This is a genomic window from Nocardiopsis sp. CNT312, assembly GCF_000515115.1.
GTDB lineage: Bacteria > Actinomycetota > Actinomycetes > Streptosporangiales > Streptosporangiaceae > Nocardiopsis.
Genome location: NZ_AZXF01000029.1, coordinates 1 through 22,779, shown reverse-complemented (window position 1 = coordinate 22,779; position 22,779 = coordinate 1). Strand labels below are relative to the sequence as shown.

At 71.7% G+C, this 22,779-nt stretch carries 20 protein-coding genes; 14 read left to right on the top strand and 6 right to left on the bottom strand.

Going from position 1 to position 22,779, the window contains the following annotated elements; translation table 11 throughout:
* Window positions 1-3: 3 nt before the first annotated feature.
* Both B042_RS23245 and B042_RS0114035 read right to left on the bottom strand, forming a co-directional pair.
* Window positions 4-555: a GerW family sporulation protein gene (locus tag B042_RS23245; protein ID WP_369797703.1), complete on the bottom strand. Its 552-nt coding sequence runs from the start codon at window positions 553-555 to the stop codon at window positions 4-6.
* Window positions 556-641: 86 nt separating this feature from the next.
* Window positions 642-1,022 (bottom strand): hypothetical protein, encoded by a 381-nt coding sequence (locus tag B042_RS0114035; protein WP_028648826.1) that lies wholly within the window; start codon window positions 1,020-1,022, stop codon window positions 642-644.
* 561 nt (window positions 1,023-1,583) lie between these two features.
* Between B042_RS0114035 and B042_RS0114030 the strand changes: the two genes are divergently transcribed.
* From B042_RS0114030 to B042_RS0114020, 3 genes are read left to right on the top strand one after another with little or no spacing between them, the layout of a single operon-like run.
* On the top strand, window positions 1,584-2,864 hold the full coding sequence (locus B042_RS0114030) for an MFS transporter (protein WP_028648825.1): 1,281 nt from the start codon (window positions 1,584-1,586) through the stop codon (window positions 2,862-2,864).
* Window positions 2,865-2,896: 32 nt separating this feature from the next.
* Window positions 2,897-3,118, top strand: coding sequence for a ribbon-helix-helix protein, CopG family (locus B042_RS0114025; RefSeq protein ID WP_028648824.1), 222 nt, complete (start codon window positions 2,897-2,899; stop codon window positions 3,116-3,118).
* Window positions 3,115-3,519, top strand: a complete 405-nt coding sequence (locus B042_RS0114020) for a PIN domain nuclease (RefSeq protein WP_028648823.1) — start codon at window positions 3,115-3,117, stop codon at window positions 3,517-3,519. Before B042_RS0114025 ends, B042_RS0114020 begins: the two co-directional genes overlap by 4 nt.
* Window positions 3,520-3,603: 84 nt before the next feature.
* On the opposite strand, the gene B042_RS0114015 is transcribed toward B042_RS0114020, so the two are convergent.
* Window positions 3,604-5,421, bottom strand: a complete 1,818-nt coding sequence (locus tag B042_RS0114015; protein ID WP_028648822.1) for an acyl-CoA dehydrogenase — start codon at window positions 5,419-5,421, stop codon at window positions 3,604-3,606.
* Window positions 5,422-5,709: 288 nt separating this feature from the next.
* On the opposite strand from B042_RS0114015, the gene B042_RS0114010 reads away from it, so the two are divergent.
* On the top strand, window positions 5,710-6,312 hold the full coding sequence (locus B042_RS0114010; RefSeq protein WP_028648821.1) for a suppressor of fused domain protein: 603 nt from the start codon (window positions 5,710-5,712) through the stop codon (window positions 6,310-6,312).
* Between the two features lie 200 nt (window positions 6,313-6,512).
* On the opposite strand, the gene B042_RS0114005 is transcribed toward B042_RS0114010, so the two are convergent.
* Both B042_RS0114005 and B042_RS23240 read right to left on the bottom strand, forming a co-directional pair.
* On the bottom strand, window positions 6,513-7,295 hold the full coding sequence (locus B042_RS0114005) for an RloB family protein (protein ID WP_028648820.1): 783 nt from the start codon (window positions 7,293-7,295) through the stop codon (window positions 6,513-6,515).
* A 107-nt stretch (window positions 7,296-7,402) separates the two neighbouring features.
* Window positions 7,403-7,801, bottom strand: coding sequence for a nuclear transport factor 2 family protein (locus B042_RS23240; protein ID WP_051415695.1), 399 nt, complete (start codon window positions 7,799-7,801; stop codon window positions 7,403-7,405).
* Between the two features lie 231 nt (window positions 7,802-8,032).
* Here B042_RS23240 and B042_RS23235 point away from each other — a divergent pair, with 231 nt between their 5' ends.
* Window positions 8,033-10,936, top strand: a complete 2,904-nt coding sequence (locus B042_RS23235; protein WP_051415694.1) for an AfsR/SARP family transcriptional regulator — start codon at window positions 8,033-8,035, stop codon at window positions 10,934-10,936.
* Between the two features lie 17 nt (window positions 10,937-10,953).
* On the opposite strand, the gene B042_RS26895 is transcribed toward B042_RS23235, so the two are convergent.
* Window positions 10,954-11,088, bottom strand: coding sequence for a hypothetical protein (locus B042_RS26895; protein WP_255342347.1), 135 nt, complete (start codon window positions 11,086-11,088; stop codon window positions 10,954-10,956).
* A gap of 306 nt (window positions 11,089-11,394) precedes the next feature.
* Between B042_RS26895 and B042_RS23230 the strand changes: the two genes are divergently transcribed.
* The 9 genes from B042_RS23230 to B042_RS23220 form a co-directional block, all read left to right on the top strand.
* Window positions 11,395-12,678 carry a helix-turn-helix transcriptional regulator gene (locus B042_RS23230; RefSeq protein ID WP_051415693.1) on the top strand — a complete coding sequence of 428 codons (1,284 nt, stop codon included), beginning with the start codon at window positions 11,395-11,397 and terminating at the stop codon, window positions 12,676-12,678.
* The gene (locus tag B042_RS23225) at window positions 12,675-14,132 is read left to right on the top strand and encodes an argininosuccinate lyase (protein ID WP_051415692.1); all 1,458 of its coding nucleotides are present in this window, start codon (window positions 12,675-12,677) and stop codon (window positions 14,130-14,132) included. Before B042_RS23230 ends, B042_RS23225 begins: the two co-directional genes overlap by 4 nt.
* Window positions 14,133-14,191: 59 nt before the next feature.
* A complete protein-coding gene (locus B042_RS0113975; RefSeq protein ID WP_028648819.1) occupies window positions 14,192-15,427 on the top strand; it encodes an ATP-grasp domain-containing protein in 1,236 nt (411 codons plus the stop codon).
* Window positions 15,428-15,552: 125 nt separating this feature from the next.
* On the top strand, window positions 15,553-15,975 hold the full coding sequence (locus tag B042_RS0113970) for a cobalamin B12-binding domain-containing protein (protein ID WP_028648818.1): 423 nt from the start codon (window positions 15,553-15,555) through the stop codon (window positions 15,973-15,975).
* The gene (locus B042_RS0113965) at window positions 15,972-17,237 is read left to right on the top strand and encodes a methylaspartate mutase (RefSeq protein ID WP_028648817.1); all 1,266 of its coding nucleotides are present in this window, start codon (window positions 15,972-15,974) and stop codon (window positions 17,235-17,237) included. The genes B042_RS0113970 and B042_RS0113965 overlap by 4 nt, the downstream gene beginning before the upstream one ends.
* Window positions 17,238-17,265: 28 nt before the next feature.
* Window positions 17,266-18,297: a branched-chain amino acid aminotransferase gene (locus tag B042_RS0113960; RefSeq protein ID WP_028648816.1), complete on the top strand. Its 1,032-nt coding sequence runs from the start codon at window positions 17,266-17,268 to the stop codon at window positions 18,295-18,297.
* Window positions 18,298-18,342: 45 nt separating this feature from the next.
* Window positions 18,343-18,744, top strand: a complete 402-nt coding sequence (locus B042_RS0113955; RefSeq protein ID WP_231494092.1) for a nuclear transport factor 2 family protein — start codon at window positions 18,343-18,345, stop codon at window positions 18,742-18,744.
* A 153-nt stretch (window positions 18,745-18,897) separates the two neighbouring features.
* Window positions 18,898-22,059 carry a non-ribosomal peptide synthetase gene (locus tag B042_RS0113950; RefSeq protein ID WP_028648814.1) on the top strand — a complete coding sequence of 1,054 codons (3,162 nt, stop codon included), beginning with the start codon at window positions 18,898-18,900 and terminating at the stop codon, window positions 22,057-22,059.
* Between the two features lie 198 nt (window positions 22,060-22,257).
* Window positions 22,258-22,779, top strand: a 522-nt coding sequence (locus tag B042_RS23220; protein ID WP_155989095.1) for a condensation domain-containing protein, incomplete at its 3' end; no start/stop codon positions are given.

Genomic DNA, 22,779 nt, shown 5'->3' with positions numbered 1-22,779 from the left:
GTCCTACTCCGCGGGCTCCTCCACCGGGTGCGCCGTGCCCGCGGTGGAGCACCGCCGCGCCTCGGCGGTGGAGCACCGCCGCGCCTCGGCGGCGTAGCGCCGTTTGCGGCGGGACTCGCGGACCGAGACCCCCACGATGCGGACCGCGGCGATCGCCGCGACCACCGCCAGGGGAACGACGAGCCTGGCCACGGGTTCGCGGATCGCGCGGTAGTCGGCACCCCGGCCGTCCAGGACGAGGAACCCCGCGGGGCGCACGCGCACCACCGTGCCGCCGCCGCAGCCGTCGGTGCTGGGAACGCGGCTCGAACCGCCGCCCATGGTCGTGAACGCGCTGACCCGTGCCACGGGGACGACGGTGGTGTCCCCCGAGGCGACCGGGGTGCCGAACACAGCGGCGGCGTCGGCTGCGGCACCGGCTCCCTCGATCATCCGGGTGAGGGCGTCCAGGGAGGTCGTGCGTGCGCGGCGCCGGGGAAGCGTGTCCGTGGCGGCGCCGCGTCGCAGTCGCGTGTCGAGGGTCTCGACGGCGCGTCGGGCGGTGGATCGGAGCATGGGTGAGCCCTCTCGGTCGTGTCCGCGTGGGTTCCCACGCTAACCGCCGGAGCGCCGTCCGGGGAGGATCCGGGGCCCGGTGCGGGTCAGGCGGCGGCGAGACCGGACAGCGCGCGGCGGTGCTGGCTGTAGGAGGTCTCGGGGATGCTCGCGAACGGGTTGAGGAGAGCCGCCGCGCCCACCGGGTCGCTCGCCGGGTGGGAGACCGCTCCGCCGCGGAAGAAGTCGGTCCAGAAGAAGCGCCCGTCGCGGCACCAGACGTTGACGTCGTGCTGGATCGACATGACGGCCATGTCGGAGCTTCCGGACCAGTAGAGCTGGCGGTTGGTCAGCGAAGCGAGTTCGCCCAGGAGAGCGGTGATCGCCTTGGCCGCGCAGAAGGCGTGGCGGGGCTTGTGCTTGACTCGGTTGGCCAGTGCCGACCGCGCCCGGGAGACCCGGGGGTTGTTGAGTCGCGAGTGGCTCAAGGTCGTCTCCAGTGGGTGAGTCGGTAACCGCGTTGCTGACCGTGTGCGCTTGTCGCGGCCACGTGCCGCGGTCGGGGGTGCCACCGTGCTCGCGCACCTGTGGCGGCCTCCGCAAAGTTGGTGAGGTATCAACTGTGTCGTTACCTCGTAGTTATCCTTTGCGCTCCGGATGCTAGCAGCAACCAGCCCGTTATAGTCGAGACTTTTCAGAGTGACCAATGTCACATTTAACGAATGGATATCAAGCCTGCAACGTTGAGAACATGCAGGTAGAGACATTTATTTCGAACCTGCGTCCGTAGGTCTGGGCGTTCGAGACCGATCCCTGGTCTCAACCTCTCCGCCCGCTCGGCCCCCGCTCCGGTGGCCCTGGGTCCCCGCTTCGCGACCGAGCGTGCCCAGGGGGTGCTTTGCCCGTCCGGGGTGTGCCCTGTGCTCCCCGCATGCGTTCACCGGGGCGGCGCAGGCCGGTCCCGCTCCGCCCGTCCCGACCCGGTGCGGGGCGCGGTCCCCCCTCTGGAGGAGACTGGAAGGGGCCGAGACGAGGAGAGAAGCCGCGCCGTGACGACAACGAGGACATCCGATGACCGGGCCGCCGAGCGGCGGACCGCCCCAGTGGAGCCCACCGGGGGCACCCGGGCGTGGATCGTGTGGGGCGTCGCCGTCGGCGGCTACTTCCTGGCCATGCTCCAGCGCAACGGCCTCGGCGTCGCCGCCCTGGAGGCCCAGGAGCGCTTCGGCGCCGGACCGGCGCTGCTCTCGCTGCTGCCGATGCTCCAACTCCTGGTCTACGTCGTCCTCCAGGTGCCCTCCGGGCTGCTCGCCGACCGCCTCGGCCCGCGCTACACGCTCGTCGCCGGCACGCTGGCCATGGCCGCGGGATCGTGCCTGTTCGCCCTCGCCCCTGGTATCGGGACGGCTGTCACCGGGCGGTTCCTCATCGGTCTCGGCGACGCACTGATCTTCCTCAACGTCATCCGGCTCGCCGCGCTCTGGTTCCCGCGGTCCCGGTACGCGCTCGTCAGCGGTCTGACGGGGGTGGTCGGCGGGATCGGCCAGGTGGCCAGCGCCGCGCCCCTGGCGTGGATGCTGGAGGGCCTGGGATGGGTCCCCGCCTTCCTCTCGACCGCGGTCCTGGGCGCCCTCATGGCGCTGATGGTGCTCCTGGTCGTCCGGGACCGCCCCTCCGGTGCCGCCGGGCGCTCCACCGTCGCCGCACCCGTCTCCGTGTGGGAGGCGCTCAAAGAGGCGCTCAGGGCGCGCGGCCCGCAGATCGGCATGGCCCACCACGCCGCCGTCATGGCCCCGTTCACGATGATGATGGTGCTCTGGGGCTACCCCTTCCTCGTCGGCGGCCTGGGGCTGGCCGAGGGCACGGCCGCGCTGACCCTGACCGGGCTCGCGGCCGGAGGGCTGTGGACCGCCCCGCTCGTCGGCGCGGCCATCGGCCGCCTGCCGGGGGTCCGGACGGTGCTCGGGCTGGGCCTGGCGACGGCGCTGAGCGCCGGGCTGCTGGTCCTGGTGTCCTGGCCCGGGGGCGTCCCCGCGGGCGTGGGGGTGGCGGTGCTGGCGGTCGCCGCGGTCGGCCAGACCCTGGCCCCCACGATCTCCTTCGACTTCGCCCGCGACGGCATCCCCGCGAGCCGGACCGGTGTCGCCTCCGGTCTGGTGAACATGTCCGGGTTCTCGACCGCGGTGCTGGGTACCGTCCTGGCCGGCGCGCTCCTCCAGGTCCGCCCGGAGGGGCCCACCGCCTTCCAGGCGGCCTTCCTGCCGCTCTTCCTCACCACGGCGGCGGCCACGGCCGTCCTCTACGCCCTCCTCCTGCGCCGCCCCCGGTGATATCATGAGATATCACTTGGAGGTGGTGCCATATGTCTGACGTTCTCATCCGCAATGTCCCGGATGGTGTCCTTGATGTGATCGATGCGGACGCCGCACGGCAAGGACTGTCGCGTAGCGAGTACCTGAGACGCTCACTGGAGCAGATGGCGAGAACCGCCGGTGCCTCGGTGACGGTGGACGACCTCTTGCGTTTCTCGGAAACCTTCTCTGACCTGGAAGATCCGGATGTTATGAAGCGGGCGTGGGAATGACCTGGTTGATCGACAAGTCCGCATTCATACGGTTGGGGACAAGCCCCGATGCCCACCAGTGGGCCGTAAGGATCGAACGGGGCCTGGTGCGTGTGTCGACCATGACGCGTTTGGAGATCGGGTTTTCAGCCAGGTCCGGGGCTGAGCTGCGCAACGCTGTTGGTCGTCCTCCGCTCTCTTTGATGCCGGTCGAGTACCTCACGCCTTCGGCTGAGAACCGTGCGGTCGAGGTGCAGGCGATGCTCGCGGATCGGGGACAGCATCGGGCTCCGGGGCTGCCGGATCTCCTGATCGCGGCGTCAGCCGAGCTGGCCGGACTCGCCGTGCTCCATCTCGACAAGGACTTCGAACTGATCGCGGAGATCACCGCGCAGCCGGTGGAGCGTCTGAGGACCGCCTGACCGTTCCTGGCCCTGGCCCCCGTGGAACACGAAGGCGGGCGGGCCGGCCCCCTCGGCCGACCCGCCCGCCGTGCGGGAGCCGCGTCAGAAAGCGGACTCGGGGAGGTCCATCAGCTCCAGGTCCACGTTCTCGGCGACGCGCAGCTCGGCGGCCACGCGCGGCAGGAACTGCTCGGCGAAGAAGCGCGCGGCGGCGATCTTGCCGGTGTAGAAGTCCCGGTCCGCGCCCTCGGCGCCGTCGATCCGGTTCAGCGCCACCTCGGCCTGGCGCAGCAGCAGCCAGGCGAGGACCACGTCGCCGAAGGCCATGAGCAGCCGGGTGGAGTTCAGGCCCACCTTGTAGATCTCGCGCTTGTCCTCCGCCGCGGACATCGTGTGGCCGACCATGAGCTCGACCAGCTTCTCCACGTGCCCGACGGCCTCCATGAGCAGGCCGCGCTCCTCCTTGAGAGAGCCGTTGCCGGCCTCGCTGCGAGCGAAGTCCTTGATCTCGCCCGCGAGCGTGCCCAGGGCGGCGCCGCCGTTCTTCACGATCTTGCGGAAGAAGAAGTCCTGCGCCTGGATCGCGGTGGTGCCCTCGTAGAGGGTGTCGATCTTGGCGTCGCGGATGTACTGCTCGATCGGGTACTCCTGGAGGAACCCGGAACCGCCCAGGGTCTGGAGGGACTCGGCGAGCAGCGCGTAGGAGCGCTCGGAGCCCACGCCCTTGACGATCGGCAGCAGGAGGTCGTTGATCGCCTCCAGCTCCGCGGGGTCCTCACCGCTGGCCTTGGCGATCTGTACCGCGTCCTGCTGGCAGGCGGTGTAGAGGACCAGGGCGCGCATGGCCTCGACGTAGGACTTCTGCGTCATGAGGCTGCGGCGCACGTCGGGGTGGTGGGTGATGGTCACCTTGGGGGAGTTCTTGTCCCCGGCCAGGTCGTTGCCCTGCACGCGCTCCTTGGCGTACTCCAGGGCGTTGAGGTAGCCGGTGGACAGGGTGGCGATCGCCTTCGTCCCGACCATCATGCGCGCGTACTCGATGACGAGGAACATCTGGCGGATGCCGTCGTGCTTGTCGCCGACGAGGTAGCCGACGGCGGGGTGCCTGTCGCCGAAGGTCAGCTCACAGGTGGTGGAGGCCTTGAGGCCCATCTTGTGCTCGACGTTGGTCACGTAGGCGCCATTGCGCTCACCGAGGGAGCCGTCCTCGTTCACCAGGTACTTGGGCACCAGGAAGAGGGAGAGGCCCTTGGTGCCGGGACCCGCGCCCTCGGGGCGGGCGAGCACCAGGTGGAAGATGTTCTCGGTCATGTCCTGCTCGGCCGAGGTGATGAAGCGCTTCACGCCCTCGATGTGCCAGGTGCCGTCGCCCTGGTCGACGGCCTTGGCGCGGCCCGCGCCGACGTCGGAGCCCGCGTCCGGCTCGGTGAGCACCATGGTGGCACCCCAGCCGCGCTCGATGGCGAGCTTGGCGAACTCCTGCTGCCTCTCGTTCCCCTCGGCGAACAGGATGCTCGCGAAGCCCGGACCCGACGAGTACATGTGCACGGAGGGGTTGGCACCGAGGATGAGCTCGGCCGCGGCCCAGCTCAGGGAGCGGGGGGCGTTGAGGCCGCCGAGCTCGGGCGGCAGGTCGAGGTTGTACCAGCCGGCGTCCATGTAGGCCCGGTAGGACTTCTTCAGGCTCTCGGGGATGGCGACCGTGTTGGTCTTGGGGTCGAAGACCGGGGGGTTGCGGTCGGCGTCCTCGAAGGATTCGGCGACGACACCGGTGGCGAGGCGGTTGACCTCGTCCAGGATGGTGCGGGCGGTGTCCTCGTCCAGTTCTCCGAAGGGGCCCTTGCCCAGGATCTCCTGGCGGTCGAACACCTCGAAGAGGTTGAACTCGATGTCCCGCAGGTTGCTCTTGTAATGCGTCATGGACAGCTCCGCTGTGTCCCGGCCGCGGTGTCTGTACACGCGGATCTACCGACTAGTAACAAGTTAATGTTACTACTCAGTAGCACCAGATGCCAGTAAAGGGAGGCGCTTGTGCCCGCGGGGTGAGGAAGATGTGTCTCCTCTCGCGTTGGGGCGGGCGTCGGGAAAGGCTGCGCCGGAACGGTCCGGCGGGGCCGTCCGGGAGGAGAGAAGCGGGTGCGGCCACCGATCGGCGCGCTCCTATCCTCGAAGGCGCACGAGTCACCGAACGTGGGGAGCCACGACACCATGCTGGAGCTGCTGCCCGGGCTCACCCGGATCTACGAGGAGTGGGCCGGGGTGCACCCGGGCGTCCGGCCGCTCACCGTCCAGTTCCCGCCCGGGGACGGGGACGGGGGACTGAACGGCGTGCTCGCCTACCCCCTGGAGGGCCACTGGCTCCTGGTGACCTTCGGTCTCACCGAACTCGGGGAGAAGACCAGCGCCGAACCGCGCGTCTCCGGTGCCGGGTTCGAGTTCACCTGCCGCATCCCCCGCGAGGACGGCGACGAGACCGTGCCGGCGTGGGTCCTGCGCGTGCTCAGGGCCCTGGCCGACCGCTTCCTCGACGGGGCCGACCTGGACGTCGGCCACTGGATCGTCACCCCCGCACCGCTGGGCGGCGACCCCGCCAACGGCGCGATGACCTCGCTCGTCATCGTCCACGACACCGAACTGCGCGCCATGGCCACCGACAACGGCCTGGTCGCGTTCTTCCAGCTCGTCGGGCTCATGGCAGAGGAGGGCGCACAGGTGCAGGAGGCCGGGACCGCCGCGCCGCTGGTCGCACTGCTGCGCGACCGCGACTCCAGGATGCTCACCGACCCCGCCCGCGCCCCCGTCCGGCTGTAGCCGACGGCGGAGGACACGTCGAGCGAGGGGAGGGGTGCCGAGGGGTACGCCCCTGGAGGACACGCTGGCCGAGCGGCCCGTCGACGGTGGGGCGGTACGCGCGCCCAGGGAACGCATGCCGGAGGGGGTCCGCGCCCACCGTCTGCGAGAGTTCCGCCAGGCGGCCGGATCAGCCGACACCGGGCACGGCGGCACGGGCGTCAGCGTTCGGCGGCTTCGCGGATCCGCGCCCTGATCGCCTCCACGGCCCTGTGGACGTCGGTCCAGGGGGAGCCGTCGTAGCGGTCGATCGGTGTCCGCGCGGCCTGGACGCAGGCACGGTCCAGACCTTCGGCGAAATCCCTGAAGTCGGTGCCGGGCCTGCCGGGGCTGGTCCTGTGTCCCTTGGCCCAGCCGGATACGGTTCGCTGGAGAAGCCTCTCCGTACTCTCGGCGTCGTGGCAGCCGTTCAGTCCGCCCCGGTCCAGGTGGTGGAGCAGAAGCCAGACCTCGAAGGCCGGATGGGAGACGGCGGTGTGAACGGTGGCCTCCGCACGGGAACACCGGGTCCCGCTGACCTGCGTACGTATCGGCGTGACCTTCTCGCACTCGGTGTCGAACACGGCCCAGATCTCCGAATAGCCCTCATCGCGCCGGTCCAGGGCCTTCTTGGCGATCGACTTGGCGTCGGTCCGGCGGGCGGTGCTGGAGGTCACGGGGTTGGGCACCGGCCTTCCGCTGCCGTGTTCCGGCTTCAGCGGTTCGTGGAGGTGCTGACTGAGACCGTCGAAGTAGGAGTCCTCGGTCTCGCCCTCACACAGCACCAGGACCTTGTGGTGCTCCTTCCTCGAACCCGGACGCCTTCCGGAACTGCGGCGTTTCTTCTCCGTGTCGGCCGGGCCCGGGCCGACGGCCACGACGATCCAGTAGAGCGCGATCACCAGCAGCGGGACCGTCAGCGCCACTGTGGGGAAGCCGAAGGCCGTGCCCAGGAAGAGCTCCACGCGCGTTCACCCCTCCGGGGATCTCCTCGCGGTGCGGGCGGCCCCGTACCCCCTCGCCCCTTTCGACGCGGCGTGGCCGGGAGCGGTTCCGCGTCCCGGCCCGGAACTCAATTGACCCAGCGGTATCTGCGGCAGGCGAGCAGCAGGCCGTGTTCGGAGAGCGTGAAGACGTCCACGAATTCTGTTTCGTTCCTGTTTCCTTCTGATTCTCTTTCTCTGGTGAATCGCCCGATGGCGACGACGGTGTCCCCTTCCGCCACCGTTTTGAATAAGGAGTGCCTGGTGTGGGTGGTGAGTGGGCGGTCGAGAAGCGAAACGACCTGTGACGGCCCCCGGGCGGTCGGTCGACCCGGGTACCGGAAGCGGGTGTCGGGGTCCAGGAGGGACACCAATCCCTCCGTGTCGCCGAGGTCGAGGTAATGGTAGAAGAGCCGGACGTGCTCCGCTCCGAGGGGAGCCACGGTGGCGCTGGGTCCGGGCTGAACGCCTCCGGCCTGGGAGAACATGATCGAAGCCTCCTGTTTTCAGAGAGCCCCATCGTCCTCGCTCCGCCAATCGGCGCCCTATCCTGGCGCTATCGCCCTCAGTAATGGTTTCTTTTTCCTGTCCACTTTGCCGTGTAAGTATGGTATAAATCGCCAGGAAGGCGGCGCTGAAGGCTTTTTAGGGCGAAGCGGGGTGTCACGATAAGTACCGCGTTCGACACCGAGGGAGACGAAGGGGCGGTCCGTTTCCGATTGCTGGGGCCGTTGGAGATCAGCGGTGCGGAGCGCCTCCGGGTCCCACCGGGACGGCAGCAGGTCGTCCTGGCGGCGCTCCTGCTCGAACTGGGCCGGGTCGTGTCCACCGACGCCCTGGTGGACGCCCTCTGGGTGAGTGACCCACCCGAGACCGCCCGTACCCAGGTGCAGATCTGTGTCTCCCGGCTGCGCAAACTCCTGCGCCCCCTGGGCGCGGTCATCGACACCCGTTCCCCCGGATACCTGCTCCGGGCCGAACCCGGGACGGTCGACGTCCACCTGTTCCGGTCGGCCGTCCGCGACGCCGAGATCCTGGTCAAGGAGGGCCGGACCGAGGACGCCGCAGCCTGCCTCCGCGAAGCCGTCGGGCTCTGGCGGGGACCCGCGCTCTCCGGCATCGACGCCGAGGTACTGCGCACCAAGGCGGTCCGGCTCGACGAGGACCGTGTGGACGCCATCGAGACCCACCTGGAACTCGAACTGGGGCTGGGGCTGCACGCCCGCCTCGCGGGGGAGATCCCGTCCCTGGTCGAGCAGTACCCCCTGCGCGAGCGGCTGCGGTCCCTGCTCATGCTGGCCCTGTACCGGTCCGGCCGCCAAGCCGAGGCGCTCCGGGTCTACCGTTCGGGACGGGACCTGTTCATCGAGGAACTGGGGCTGGAGCCCGGGGCCGAGCTGCGGTCGCTGGAGGCCGCCATCCTCAACGGCGATCCGTCCCTGGACGCCCCCGGACCCGACACGTCCGCCGTCCGCGGTCCCGACGCAGCCGACCGCGGGCGTTCCGCACCCCCGGACGGAGCGGACGGCGGGAACGACCCCGAACCCGGGTCCGCCCCCTCCGTTCGGGCCGGGACCGCGCTCTTCCAACTCCCCACGGCGGCGGGGGACTTCGTCGGCCGCCGCGACACCGTCTCCGCCGTCACGGGGGTCCTCCTCTCCGGCACCGACTCCGTCGGCATCGCCGTCCTCCTGGGCCGTCCCGGTGTGGGCAAGAGCGCCACCGCCGTGCACATCGCGCACAGGCTGGCCGACGAACACTTCCCCGACGGCCAGCTCTACTGCGACCTGCGCGGGATGCACGACACGCCGCTGACGGCGTCAGGTGTCCTGGGACGGTTCCTGCGGGCCCTCGGCGTTCACGGACCGGCCGTCCCCGACGACCTGGACGAGCGCGCGGCGCTGTACCGGGGGCTGATGGCCTCGCGCCGGATCCTCGTCGTCCTGGAGGACGCGGCCACGGAGGCACAGATCGCGCCGCTGATCCCCGCCGGCGGCGGATGCGGCGTGCTGGTCACCTCGCGGGCGCGGCTCACCGGACTGCCCGGTGCCGTCCGGATCGACCTCGACATCCTGGAGGAGGAGCACGCCCTGGAGCTGCTCGCCCGGGTGATCGGGGCCGACCGCGTCACCCGCGAGCCCGAGGCGGCCCGCGTGCTGGTCCGGAGCGTGGGGCGGCTGCCCCTGGCACTGCGGATCGTGGCCGCCCGCCTGGCGGCCCGGCCGCACTGGGCGCTCGCGGCGATGGTCACGCGCCTCTCCGACGAACGCCACCGGCTCGACGAACTGGCCCACGGGGACATGACCGTCCGGGCGAGTCTGTCGCTGACCTACGACGGCCTGGACCAGCGTTCCGCACGCGTGTTCGGTCTGCTCAGCGGAGCGGAGGGGCCGACGGTCCCGGCATGGTCCGCGGCCGCGCTGCTCGACGACGGCCGCCCCTTCCCCGCCGACCTGGCCGAGCCGCTGGTGGACGCGCGCATGCTCGACGTCACCGGGATCGACCAGGCCGGAGAACCGGTGTACCGCTTCCACGACCTGGTGCGCGAATACGCTCGGGAGAAGGCGCGCGATGCCGGGATACTGGGCCCGCAGGAGATCCGGCGCCTGGTCGGCGGCTGGCTGTTCCTCCTGGAGGAGGCCAACGTACGGGTGGTCGGCTCCAACCTGCTGCGGGTTCGGGGGGAGGGGATGCGCTGGCGCCCTCCGGAGGCCTACACCGAACGCCTGCTGGCCGACCCGCACCGATGGATCGACGGCGAACGGGCCAACCTGCTGGCCGCCATCGCCCAGGCCGCACGGTCCGGACTGCACGAGGAGTGCTGGGAACTGGCGTCGCTGTTCGGCGTCTACGCCGAACGCCGCGGCTACTTCGACGAGTTCAGCGAGGTCTTACAGGTGGCCGCCTCGGCGGTGCGGACCGCGGGCGACCGCCGGGGGACGGCGGCCGTGGACTTCGCGACCTCGCTGCTGATGAGCAACGACCGCAGGACCGACGAGGCGGAAGCGGCGCTCTCGGCCTCCTTCGACGGGTTCGCCGGGATCGGCGACCGGCTGGGGCAGGGGCTGTGCCGGGCCTGGATGGCCGACTCCGCCTACAGCCGCGGTGACGCGGAGTCGGCCCGTGGACTGTGCGAGGGGGCGCTCGCGGATTTCGGTGCGGCGGGCGAGCCCACCGCGGTATGGCGCCCGCTGGTCTTGCTGGGGCGCATGTACGTCGAACAGGGCGCCTACGGCGACGGGACGGCGTACCTGGAGCGCGCCCTGCGGTGCACGGAGACGGCCGGGGACCCCCGTGCCCAGGCCCAGGTGCTCTACCAGATGGCCAGGCGGGACATGGCCCTGGCGGAGCACCGGCGGGCGCGGGAACGGTATCTCCGGGCCCTCGAACTGATCGCCCATCCGGGCGACCCGGTCGGTGAGGCACTGCTCAGGTTCGGTCTCGGGCGGGCACAGGCGGCGTTGGGCCAGTCGGGGCCGGCCCGCGTGTCGATGGGACGGTCGATGGAACTGTGGGAGCAACTGGGCGACCGCGAGGGTGTGGAGCAGGTCCGGGCCGCACTCGAAGGGCTTCCCGCTGACAGCGGTGCGGTCGTCACGGTCAGCGGCCATCACGGTTCCTGACCCCGCTCACCGGCGGGCTACTTCGGCCAGTTCCCGCTGTTGGGGCACACGGTACCGAGCTCACAGGCGGTGTCGGCGGCGGCCGGGGCGACCGCCAGCGAGCCGAAGGCGAAAGCGGCGGCGACGGTCAGGAGCAGAGCGCGGATCCGCATGGGAACCTCCAGTGTTCGGGGGCCTCGCTTCGAGGTGTGACCACACCGTAGAAATCCGTCCTGTCCTGCGGTTATCCTCCGGCTATCACGGCCCGGACCGCCCCGCACTGCCACGGGATAGCCGTCCTTTCCGCTCCGCCCGGCACCGGGTCGGCAGCGGACGGCCCCGAACCTTCCCACGTGCGCACTATCACCCCCTCGGCGGAACCCGGGACGCCGGTAACCGGGAGAATGCGGCTGGGATAGGGCCTTCTCCGACAGTGGTTCCACATTCAAGCGAGCGTCTCGAAAGGTCGTCGTGGAACCATGGAAGCCCAGGAAGAACAGCGATCCTTCGCCCACCTGCTGCTCAGGTACCGCCTCCGAGCCGAGATGACCCAGCAGGAGCTGGCCGACTTCTCCACCATCAGCGTCCGCGCCATCCGCGACCTGGAGCACGGCCGCGCCCTCCACCCCCGCAGGGACACGGTGCGTCTGCTCGCCGACGGGCTCCGGATCGGGGACCGCGACCGGAGCCGCCTGGAGGAGGCGGCCGGCCGGGGAACGGGCCGCTCCCTGCTCCGCGCGGGCCTGTCCGGCGCGGCCGCCGCGCCGACCCCCGCCGGGGAACCCCTCCTCGGCAGGGAGAACGAACTCTCCTCACTGGTAGCGAGCCTCTCCACCGACGGCCCGACGGCGCTCTCCCTCGTCGGAGCCCCCGGAGTGGGCAAGAGCCGCCTCGCCTTCGAGGCCGCCGCCCTCCTGCACCGGGACCACGGCCTGCCCGTCCTGTGGGCCTCCTCCTCACATGACCTCGTCCCCCACGGACCCGACGGCGTCGCCGGACTGCCCGACGGCATCGTCGACGTCCTCCACGGGGCCGCGGAGAACCGGGGCGACCTCAGCGCCCTGGAGGACACCGTGGGAGACCGGGCCGCACTGCTGCTCCTGGACGACCCGCGCCCCGACCCCCTGTCCCCCCGCACCGTCGCCCGCCTGCTGTCCCGGTGCTCCGGACTGCGCGTCCTCACCACCTCCCCCCGGCCGCACGGACTCACCGGGGAACAGGTCTTCCTCCTCGACCCCCCGGACCTCGGGGCGGCGGTGCGGATCCTGGAGGCACGACTGAGGCGGTCCGACCCCCTGGTGCCCTCCGACGGCGGCCAGGGCCTCTCCGCCGAGATCTGTGGTCTGGTCGACCACCTGCCCGGAGCACTGGCGGCGGTCGCCACCTGGTCCACCGTCTACGATGCGTCCACCCTGGTGTCCTGCCTGAGGAAGGACCCCGTGCCCCTGCTGGCCCCCCTGTCCGGGGACGGGGCCGACACGGGCGTCGGCCTCGCCCGCTCCCTGGCCGAACTGCCCCCCGCGCAGGACGGGCTCCTGGGCCTGCTGTGCGCCTCGCCCGCGGGTGAGACCGCGCTCCGGATCGCCGAGACGTCCGGCCTCTCCCCCGCCGACTGCGGGCGCGCCCTGGCCGACCTGATCACCCGGGGCCTCGTCCTCCGCGACCGGGCCACCGGGGACTCCCGTTTCCACACCCTGAACCTCGTCCGCGCCCTGCGCGGACCCGCCGCCGTCCCCGCCGAGCCGATGGAGTACGTGTCATGAGCGACACCGGACGCCTGACCACGGGCCTGCGCCCCGGAACCCGACGGATGCTCTTCGAGAGCGGCACCGCCGACACGGCGGCCGAGCTCTCCCTGATCAGCGAAGTCGACCTCGCCCACCTGGTCATGCTCGTGCGCCGGGGCCTGCTGGAGCGCGAACGCGCCGCCGCCCTCGTCGGCCACATCACCCGGCTGCGCGCGGACGGCTTCTCCGAACTGCGCGCACTGCCCAGACCGCGGGGCCTCTACCTGGCCTACGAGGAGTACCTGGCCCGTACCCTGGGGGCCGAGACCGGCGGTGCGCTGCACACCGGCCGGTCCCGCAACGACCTCAACGCCACGACCACCGCCATGCGGCTCCGGACGTGGTGGCTCGGCTTCCTGGAGGAGGCGCTCCGCCTCAACGCCGTACTGCTCAGCCGGGCCAGGGCGCACCGGCACACGGTGATGCCCGTCTACACCCACTTCCAGGCGGCCATGCCCATCACCTACGGCCACTACCTTCTGGGCGTCGCCGAGGCGCTCGGCCGCGACACCGACGCGGTCCTGTACGCCGGACAGGGCCTCGACCGCTGTGCCCTGGGCGCCGGGGCGGTCGCCGGAACCGACCTGCACATCGCCCCGGGGACCACCGCGGACCTGCTCGGGTTCGCCCACCCGGCCCGGCACGCCGTCGACGCCGTGGCGAGCCGGGACACCTCCCTGCGCCTGCTGGCCGCCGTCGCCGGCCTGGGCATCACCCTCAGTCGGCTCGGCACCGACCTGCAACTGTGGAGCACCGCAGAGTTCGGCCTCCTGCACATCCCCGACCACCTGGTGGGCGGCAGTTCGGCGATGCCCCAGAAGCGCAACGCCTTTCTCCTGGAGCATCTCAAGGCCAAGGCCGGCACGGCCGTCGGGGCGTGGACCTCGGCCGCCTCGATGACCAAGTCCACACCCTTCACCAACTGCATCGAGGTCGGTACCGAGGCCGTGGGCGCCTGCCAGCCCGGGTTCGACGCGGTGTCCGACGCCGTACGGCTGGCCCAGGTCCTGGTGAGCGGTGCGCGCCCGGTGGCGGAGCGGATGCGCGAGCGCGCGGCGGACGGCTTCACCACGGCGACGGCCGTCGCCAACCACCTCGTGCTCGAGGGAGTCCCGTTCCGCGCCGCCCACCACGCCGTGGGCGCGGCCGTGCGCCGCGCGCTGGAGGAGGGGCGGACCCGGATCGACGCGGTGGAGGCGGACGGGGTCCGCCACACCGTCCCCGGCCACCTGGCCTCGCCGGACGAGGCGGTCCGCGCCACGTGCTGGGGCGGCGGGCCGGGCAGCTTCGACCCCGTCTTCGCGCGGGCGGTGGGGGACCTGCGCCGACGCGCACACGAACGCGCCCTCACCGCGGAGCGGGTCGCCGCCGCCCGGGCCCGGCTGGACCGGGCCGCGCGGGAACTGGCGGCTCCCCCCGTGCCCGTGTGAGGACGCACCGGTCCCCAGCCACGCACCGTCCCGCCCCGCCCACCGGAGGAAGATCCCCCATGGTCCACGAACACCCCGCGCCGCGCCTGGTCCTCATCGAGAGCAACACCACCGGCTCCGGCCGCGACTTCTGCGCACGGGCCCGCGACCGCGGCCTGGAGCCGCTCCTCGTCACCCGCGACCCCGGCCGCTACCCCTACGCAGCCCAGGACGGCGTGCCCGTCCTGGTGGCCGACACCGGTGACACCGGCACCGTCCTGCGCCTGTGCCGGGAGCTCGACGCCCCCGTGGCCGGAGTGACGTCCAGCTCGGAGTACTTCGCGGCCACGGCCGCCGAGGCGGCCCGGAGCCTCGGGCTGCCCGCCCCCGACGCCGGAGCCGTGTCCCGGTGCAGGGACAAGGCGCTACAGCGGCGGGCCCTCGCCGACGCGGGTGTCCCCGTGCCGTCCTTCCACGAGGTGCGGACCGTGTCCGAGGGCGTCGCCCTCGCACGCGGGTCGGACCGGCCCGTGGTGGTCAAACCGGTGCTGGGCTCCGGCTCGGACGGGGTACGGCTGTGCCGCACTCCGGAGGAGACCGCCGAGGCGCTGGCGGCCCTGCTGCGCGCACCGTCCGAAGGCCCCGGCCGCGCGCTGGTCGAGGGGTACATGGACGGCCCGGAGTTCTCCGTCGAGACCTTCGACGACCGGGTCGTGGGGGTGACCGCCAAACACCTGGGTGAGCCGCCCCGCTTCCTGGAGACCGGCCACGAACACCCCGCCCCGCTGCCCGCCGACCGGGAACGGGCACTGGGGGAGACGGCCCTCGCGGCCCTGGCCGCCCTGGGCCTGGGCTGGGGCCCCGCCCACGTCGAACTGCGCCTCACCACCGACGGTCCGCGGATCGTCGAGGTCAACCCCAGACTGGGCGGCGGGATGATCCCGGCTCTGGTAGAGGCCGCGACCGGGGTGGACCTGGTGTCCGCCACCGTCGCACGTGTCCTGGGGGAGCGGCCGGACCTGGCCCCCGTGCGGTCGCGGGGCGCGGCCCTCCGCCACCTGTTCACGCCCCGCTCCGGAACCGTGGTCCTGGCCGCGCCCGACGGGGCCGAACGCGCGCCCGGTGTCGTCCGTGCGGCCGTCACCGTCCGGGAGGGGCGGCGCCTGGAGGTGACGCACACCTTCCGGGACCGGATCGGACACGTCATCGCGACCGCCGGGGACACCGCCCGCGCCGCGGAGCGCGCCGAACACGCGCTGGGACTGCTGGGCGTGCTCATCGCCTCGGACGGGGAGATCACCGTTCCCGCCGACTAGGTGCCGCCCTTTCTTCCGCTTTCCGCCGGGACCCGCGAGATACGTTCCTCGTGCCTGATGAGAAATGTACATTGCGAATCACCTGGCGGTATCCCATGCGGTCCATCACACAAAGCACGTTTCCGGTGGACTCCGGATCCGTGACCGTGCTCTCCGGTACGTCCTCCGACTCGCACACGTGGAACCTCGTCTTCCTCCAGCTTCTCCTGGAGGAGGCGGGGCACCGGGTCGTCAACCTCGGCCCCTGTGTTCCGGACCGGCTCTTCGTTGAGGAGTGCCGGACCCGGACACCGCGCCTCGTCGTCGTCAGCAGCGTCAACGGCCACGGGTACGGCGACGGCCTCCGGATGATCAGGGCGCTCCGGGACGCCCCCGGGACCGGTCGCGTCCCGGTAGTGATCGGCGGCAAACTCGGGGTCGGCGGCACCCTCGAGGACGAGCGGGCGGAGGACCTCCTGGCCGCCGGATACGATGCCGTGTTCGCCGACGGCGACACGGACGCCTTCACCGTCTACCTGTCCGGTCCCGTGGTCAGGGCGGCGTCGTGAACTCCCCGTCCGCGCCCGTGTCCTTCGGGGCCTTCGTGTCCGCCTCACGGGACCGGGGCCGCCTCGTCGTCCAGCCGCGGATGGGGTTTGGCGACCCCGAACGCATGCGCACCGGACTCGCCGCCACCCGGGCCGCCCGGGCCGCCACGGTCGGCACCATCACCCTCGACAGCTACACCCGGGTGGGCGACCACGCCGCCGCCCGCCGGGCCATCGCGGCGGGCGGTGCGGCCCTCAACGGCTATCCGATCGTCGCACGCCCGGCGCGCGAGACCCTGGACGTCCTCGCGGGTGTGCGGGGGCACCGTTTCCCCGTACAGGTCAGACACGGTTCGGCCGGCCCCCAGGACATCTTCCGCGCCCTGCTGGAAGTCGGGCTGACCGCGACCGAGGGCGGACCGGTCTCCTACTGTCTGCCCTACGGCCGTACCCCGCTGAGCGTGTCGGTGGCCAACTGGCGGGAGAGCACCGAAATCCTCGCCGCGCACAGCGGAACCGAACCCGAGCCGCACCTGGAGACCTTCGGCGGCTGCATGCTCGGCCAACTGTGCCCGCCCGGCATGCTGGTGGCCATCAGCCTCCTGGAGGGCCTGTTCTTCGTCCGCCACGGGGTGCGCAGCGTGTCCCTCAGCTACGCCCAGCAGACCAGTCCCGAACAGGACCGGGAGGCGGTCCGGGCACTGCGGCGTCTGGCGGGGGAGTTCCTGGCGGGCGCGGACTGGCACGTCGTCCTCTACACCTACATGGGCCTCTACCCGCGGACCCCGGAGGGAGCGCGGTCCGTGCTCCGCCAGGCGGCGCGGACCTGTGTGTCGGCGGGCGCTGAGCGGCTCATCGTCAAGACCGAGGCCGAGGCGCACCGCATCCCCACCATCGGGGAGAACGTGCGCGCGCTGGAGACCGCCGCCCGTGCGGCGGAGGCCGAGCCGCCCGGTACCGGGGGCGACCCCGACAGCGAGACCTACGCCGAGGCCCGTGCGCTGGTGGAGGGGGTGCTGGAGCACTCCGACGACGTCGGGGACGCCCTGCTGCGGGCCTTCGCGCACGGGCACCTCGACATCCCCTTCTGCCTGCACCCCGACAACGCCGGGCGGGTGCGCTCCTACATCGACGACGCCGGGTACCTGCGCTGGGCGGACACCGGGGCGCTGCCGCTGCCCCCGGTGGCCCGGCGTGCCGACCCCGGTGCGGTGACCTCGGCGAACCTGCTCAGCACGCTCTCCTACATGGAACGCAGACACGACAGCCGGGTGCGGGGATGACCCCGCACCGGAGAGGAACGGTGAACCCGTGACCGGTACCGCCTACGGAAACGCCTTCACGGCGCACATGGTCCTGGCCAGGTGGAACGAGGAGGAGGGATGGTCCCAGCCCCGGACGGTGCCCTTCGGGGAGCTTCCGATGCACCCCGCCATGGTGGGCCTGCACTACGGCCAGGTCGTCTTCGAGGGGCTCAAGGCCTTCCGGGGCGGGGACGGCACCGTGGCGCTCTTCCGGCCGGAGGAGAACGCCCGCAGGTTCCGGCACTCGGCCCGCCGTCTGGCGATGCCCGAACTCCCCGAGGACGTCTTCCTCGGTGCGGTGGACCGCCTGGTGGCCGAGGACGGGCACGTCCTGGGAGGGGCCGGTTCGGACAGCCTGTACCTGCGCCCCCTCATGTTCGCCAGTGAGCCCGACCTGATGCTCCGCCCGGCCCGTGAGTACACGTTCCTGCTCATCGCGTTCGTCACAGGCGGGTTCTTCGGTGACGCGGACGCCATCTCGGTCTGGGTCTGCCACGACCAGAGCCGGGCCATGCCCGGAGGGACCGGGGACGTCAAGTGCGCCGGCAACTACGCCCCCACCTACCTGGCCCAGAACCGGGCGGCCGAGCACGGCTGCCAGCAGGTGGTCTGGCTCGACGCGCTCGAGGGCCGCTGGATCGAGGAGGCCGGTGCGATGAGCCTGTTCTTCGTCCGGGGCGGACCGGAGGGGGCACGCGTGGTCACCCCCGACCTCACCGGGACCGTACTGCCCTCCGTCACCCGGGCCAGCCTGCTCGAACTCGCCGGACGGCTCGGGCACACACCCGTGGTGGAGCGGGTCTCCCTCGAACAGTGGCGCAAGGAGTGCGAGACCGGTGAGATGACCGAGGCGTTCGCCTGCGGAACGGCCGCCGTCGTCACCCCGATCGCCCGGGTCCGCGACCGGGACGGCGACTGGCGGATCGGTGACGGGACGCCCGGACCCGTCACCCGCGCCCTGCGTTCGCACCTAGCGGACATTCAGAACGGGCGGGTCCCCGACCACGCGGACTGGCTGCGTCCGGTCGCCGCCCGCTGACCCGACCACCCGCCGACACATCCCCGACCCCCCGAGGAGCACACCGTGACCATCACCCACGACACCCCCGCTACCCGCTCGACCGACACCGATGACCTGCGTGAGCGGGTCCGCCAGGTCTACGCCCGCGTGGACTCCGGCGACATCGCCGGCCTCCTCGAACTCTTCAGCGAGGACGTCGTCTACCACCGTCCCGGCTACCCGGCCATCGACGGCCGCGACGCCTTCGAACGGTTCTACCGCAGCGCCCGCATCATCCAGGAGGGCGTCCACACCCCCGACTCCGTCGTTCTGGACGGGGAGGGCGGCGCGGCGGTACAGGGCCGCTTCGAGGGCGTGCTCAAGGACGGCCGCACCGTCGACCTGCGCTACGCCGACTTCTTCCGGGCCGCCCCCGACGGCCGCTTCCGCAGGCGCGACACCTATTTCTTCGCCCCCATGGTGTGAACGGAGAAAAGGCCGGAAAAGACGGGGCACTCGGAGAACTGCCGCCGAGCTGCCCCGTCCGTGTGCCGGAAGGGAATTCGACGCGGAAATACCTTCACTACGTGCCGTAGACGAAGGAAATCCTTGACTACATGAATGACGAGGAACCGCGCGATGTCCCCCACGCATGACGACACCTGGCCGCTCAGCGCATCCCAGACCGGCATCTGGTTCGCACAGCAGTCCGACCCCGCGACGCCGATGTTCACCAACGCCGAGTACTACGAGATCAACGGTCCGGTCGACACGGATGTGCTGGGGCGGGCCGTGGACACGGTCGTCGCGCGGGCCGAGACACTGCGTCTGCGTTTCGTGGAGACGGAGGACGGACCCCGCCAGTACCCCGATCCCGGTGCGCGCCGCCCGCTGCGCGTGGTCGACCTGAGCGATGTCCCCGACCCCCGGGCCGCCGCGCTGGCGTGGATGCGGGAGGACGTGGGACGCACGGTCGACCCGCTGACCGACGAACTGTGCGCCTTCGCGCTCTTCCGCCTCGGGGCCGAGGAGTACTACTGGTACCAGCGGGCGCACCACCTGGTCGTGGACGGCTACACCTTCATGCTCCTCGCCCGCGGGATCGCCTCGGTGTACACGGCACTAGCCGGCGGCGAGGAGCCCGAGGCGTCCTTCGGCACGTTCCGGGAACTGCTGGAGGAGAACGAGCGCTACGGCCGGGGCGAGGACGCGGCCACGGACCGCCGCTACTGGGAGGAGCGCCTCGCGGGCGCGCCCGCCTACACCGCGCTCACCGACCGCACCGCCCCCGCCCAGCACCGCTACCTGCGTTCGACCACGCTCGTCGACGAGGAGGGGTTCGCACGCGTCGCCGAGGCCGCCGCCCGGATCGGCACCGGATGGAAACAGCTCCTCATGGCGGTCGCCGCCGTCTACACGCGCCACTGGTCCGGCGAGGAGGACGTCCTGCTCAGCCTCCCCGTCGCGGCACGGACCACCGAGTTGAGCCGGCGCACCCCGGGCATGCAGTCCAACGTCATGCCGCTGCGCTGCGCGGTGGGCGACGCCACCCCGTTCGCGGAGCTCGCCCGCACGGTCGCCGCCGACCTGCGGTCCGGCCTCCCACACCAGCGCTATCCGGTGGCCTCCGTGCTGAGGCTGCTCGGACAGACCTCGGATGCCCGGCACGAGTGTGGGCCGATCGTCAACATCATGGCGTTCGACTACGACCTGTCCTTCGCCGGTGTGCCCGCGGTGCCGCACAACATCTTCCAGGGCCCCATCGAGGAGATGCGCATCGACGTCCTCCAGCGCGGTCGCGGGGGCGCGCTGCACATCGACTTCGACGCCAACCCCGCGGTCCTGTCCGCCGAGGAGCTGGAGCTGCACCGGCGCAGTTTCGAGGTCCTGCTCGACACGGTGTGCGCGGACCCCGAACTGCCGGTGGGTGATATCGACGCCCACCCCCGGGCCGACCGGCTCCGCCAGATCACCGCATTCAACACCGCCGGACGTTCCCTGCCGCCCCTGACGGTGCCGGAGGTGTTCGAGGGGCACGCGCGGCGGGCTCCGGACGCGGTGGCGGTGGTGTTCGGCGGTGAGCGTCTGACCTACGGGGAGTTGGAGGCGCGTGCCAACCGGTTGGCGCGGCATCTGGCCGGGTGTGGTGTGGGTCGGGGTGATGTGGTGGGTGTGCTGTTGGAGCGGGGCATTGATCTGGCGGTGGCGGTGCTGGCGGCGGCCAAGGCCGGTGCGGTCTATCTGCTGCTGGACCCCGGGTTCCCCGATGAGCGCCTGGCTTCGCTGGTCCACGACGCGGGGGCGGCGTTCCTGGTGACCCGTGAGGGGTGGGCCGAACGCGTACCGGTGGAGCACCCGCCGGTGTGCGTGGACACCGACGCCGAGGCGATCGCGTCCCTGCGCCGGACACCGCCGGCGGTGGTCCTCGATCCGGCCGACGGGGTGTGTGTGATGTTCACGTCGGGGTCGACGGGGCGGCCCAAGGGGGTGTTGGCTCCGCATCGTGCGGTGGTGGGCACGTTCCTGGGCCAGGACTTCGCCGATTTCGGGCCGGGCCAGGTGTGGTTGCAGTGCGCGCCGGTGTCCTGGGACGGGTTCGTGCTGGAGTTCTGGGGTGCGCTGATGTCGGGTGCGGCGTGTGTGTTGCAGCCGGAGCGCTCGCCCGAGCCGGGGCGGATCGCGGCGTTGGCCTCGGCTGAGGGTGTGACCACGCTGTGGTTGTCGGCGGGGTTGTTCAACCTGTTGTTGGACGAGTACCCGGTGGTGTTCTCGGGGGTGCGGCAGGTGATGACCGGTGGTGAGGCGCCGTCGGTGGAGCATCTGCGGCGGTTCCGGGAGCGGTTCCCGCACGTGCGTTTGGTGCACGGCTACGGTCCGGCGGAGGCGATGGTGTTCACCAACGCGGCGACGGTCGCGGAGGTGCCGGAGGGGCGGGTGCCGGTCGGTCGTCCCCTGGCCAACAAGCGCACCTATGTGTTGGACGGGGGGCTGCGTCCGGTGCCGCCGGGTGTGGTGGGCGAGGTGTACGCGGCCGGTGCCGGGGTGGCTCTGGGTTATGTGGGTCGGCCGGGGGAGACGGCGGAGCGGTTTCTGCCGGATCCGTTCGGCGGCCCGGGGGAGCGGATGTATCGGACCGGTGACCTGGCGCGGTGGACCTCCGCCGGTGAGCTGGTGGTGGTGGGCCGGGCCGACGGCCAGGTCAAGGTCCGCGGTTTCCGGATTGAGCCCGGCGAGGTCGAAGCGGCACTCACCGCGCTGCCGGGGATCGCCCAGGCCGCGGTGATCGCGCACGGATCCACGGCCGGGGAGCGCCGACTGGTGGCCTACGCGGTGGCCGAGGACGGCGTGGAGCTGGAGCGCAGGGCCGTCGTCTCCGAGGCCGCGCGGGTGTTGCCGGAGCACATGGTGCCGTCGGCGGTGGTGGTGTTGGAGCGGTTGCCGTTGACGGCCAACGGGAAGCTGGACCGGCGTGCGCTGCCCAAGCCCGATTTCGGGGCTCTGTCCCAGGGCCGGGCTCCGCGCGATGCCCGGGAGGAAGAGCTGTGCGCTCTGTTCGCCGAGCTCCTCGGCCTGGAGTCGGTGACCGTCGACGACTCCTTCTTCGACCTGGGCGGGCACTCCCTGCTCGCCGCACGCCTCACGACACGGATCAGGGCCTCCCACGGCGTGGAGATCACGCTGAAGGACCTGTTCCGGGCTCCGACGGTCGCCGAACTGGCCCACAAGGTCTCCCAGGCGACCCCGGCGCGGCGCGCACGCCCCAAGCTGAGCCGCCGCACGCGGGCGGGCGCACGGCTCTGACCCGGAGCCGTCCCCGTCCGCCCCGGGCGGGCGCGGCCGGCCGCCGTACCCGGCGGTTTCCGTGCCCGCCCCGATCCCCAACTGCCGCCGACCCTCCTCCGGGACCTGCCCGTCGGGAGCGGCCCCCCTTCCTAGGGTCGGCTGAGACGAGAAGAAGAACACGAGCGCCGGTCAAGGCGGGACGACAGGTGGGCCGACATGCTTCCCCTTTCATACGCTCAACGCAGACTCTGGTTCCTGGACCGTGTGGAGGGGCCGAGCGCCACCTACAACATCCCGGTGGTGCTGCGCCTGCGCGGTGCCCTGGACGCCGGTGCCCTGGAGGCGGCGCTGGGGGACGTGGTGGAGCGGCACGAGGCGTTGCGGACGGTGTTTCCCTCCCATGAGGGCGACCCCCACCAGCGGGTGCTCTCCTGCGAGGAGGCGCGCCCTGTCCTCGCCCGGGTGGGGACAGGGGCGGCCGACACCGCCGACCACGTCGCGCGGATGGTGCGGCACACGTTCGATCTGGAGCGGGACGTTCCGGTGCGGGCGTGGCTGCTGTGCGAGTCGGAGCGTGAGCACGTGCTGGTGCTGGTGGTGCACCACATCGCCGGTGACGGGTGGTCGATGGGTCCGCTGCTGCGGGATCTGGGGCGGGCCTACCGGGACCGGTCCCGGGGCGCGGTTCCGGACTGGGAGCCGCTGGAGATCCAGTACGCCGACTACGCGCTCTGGCAG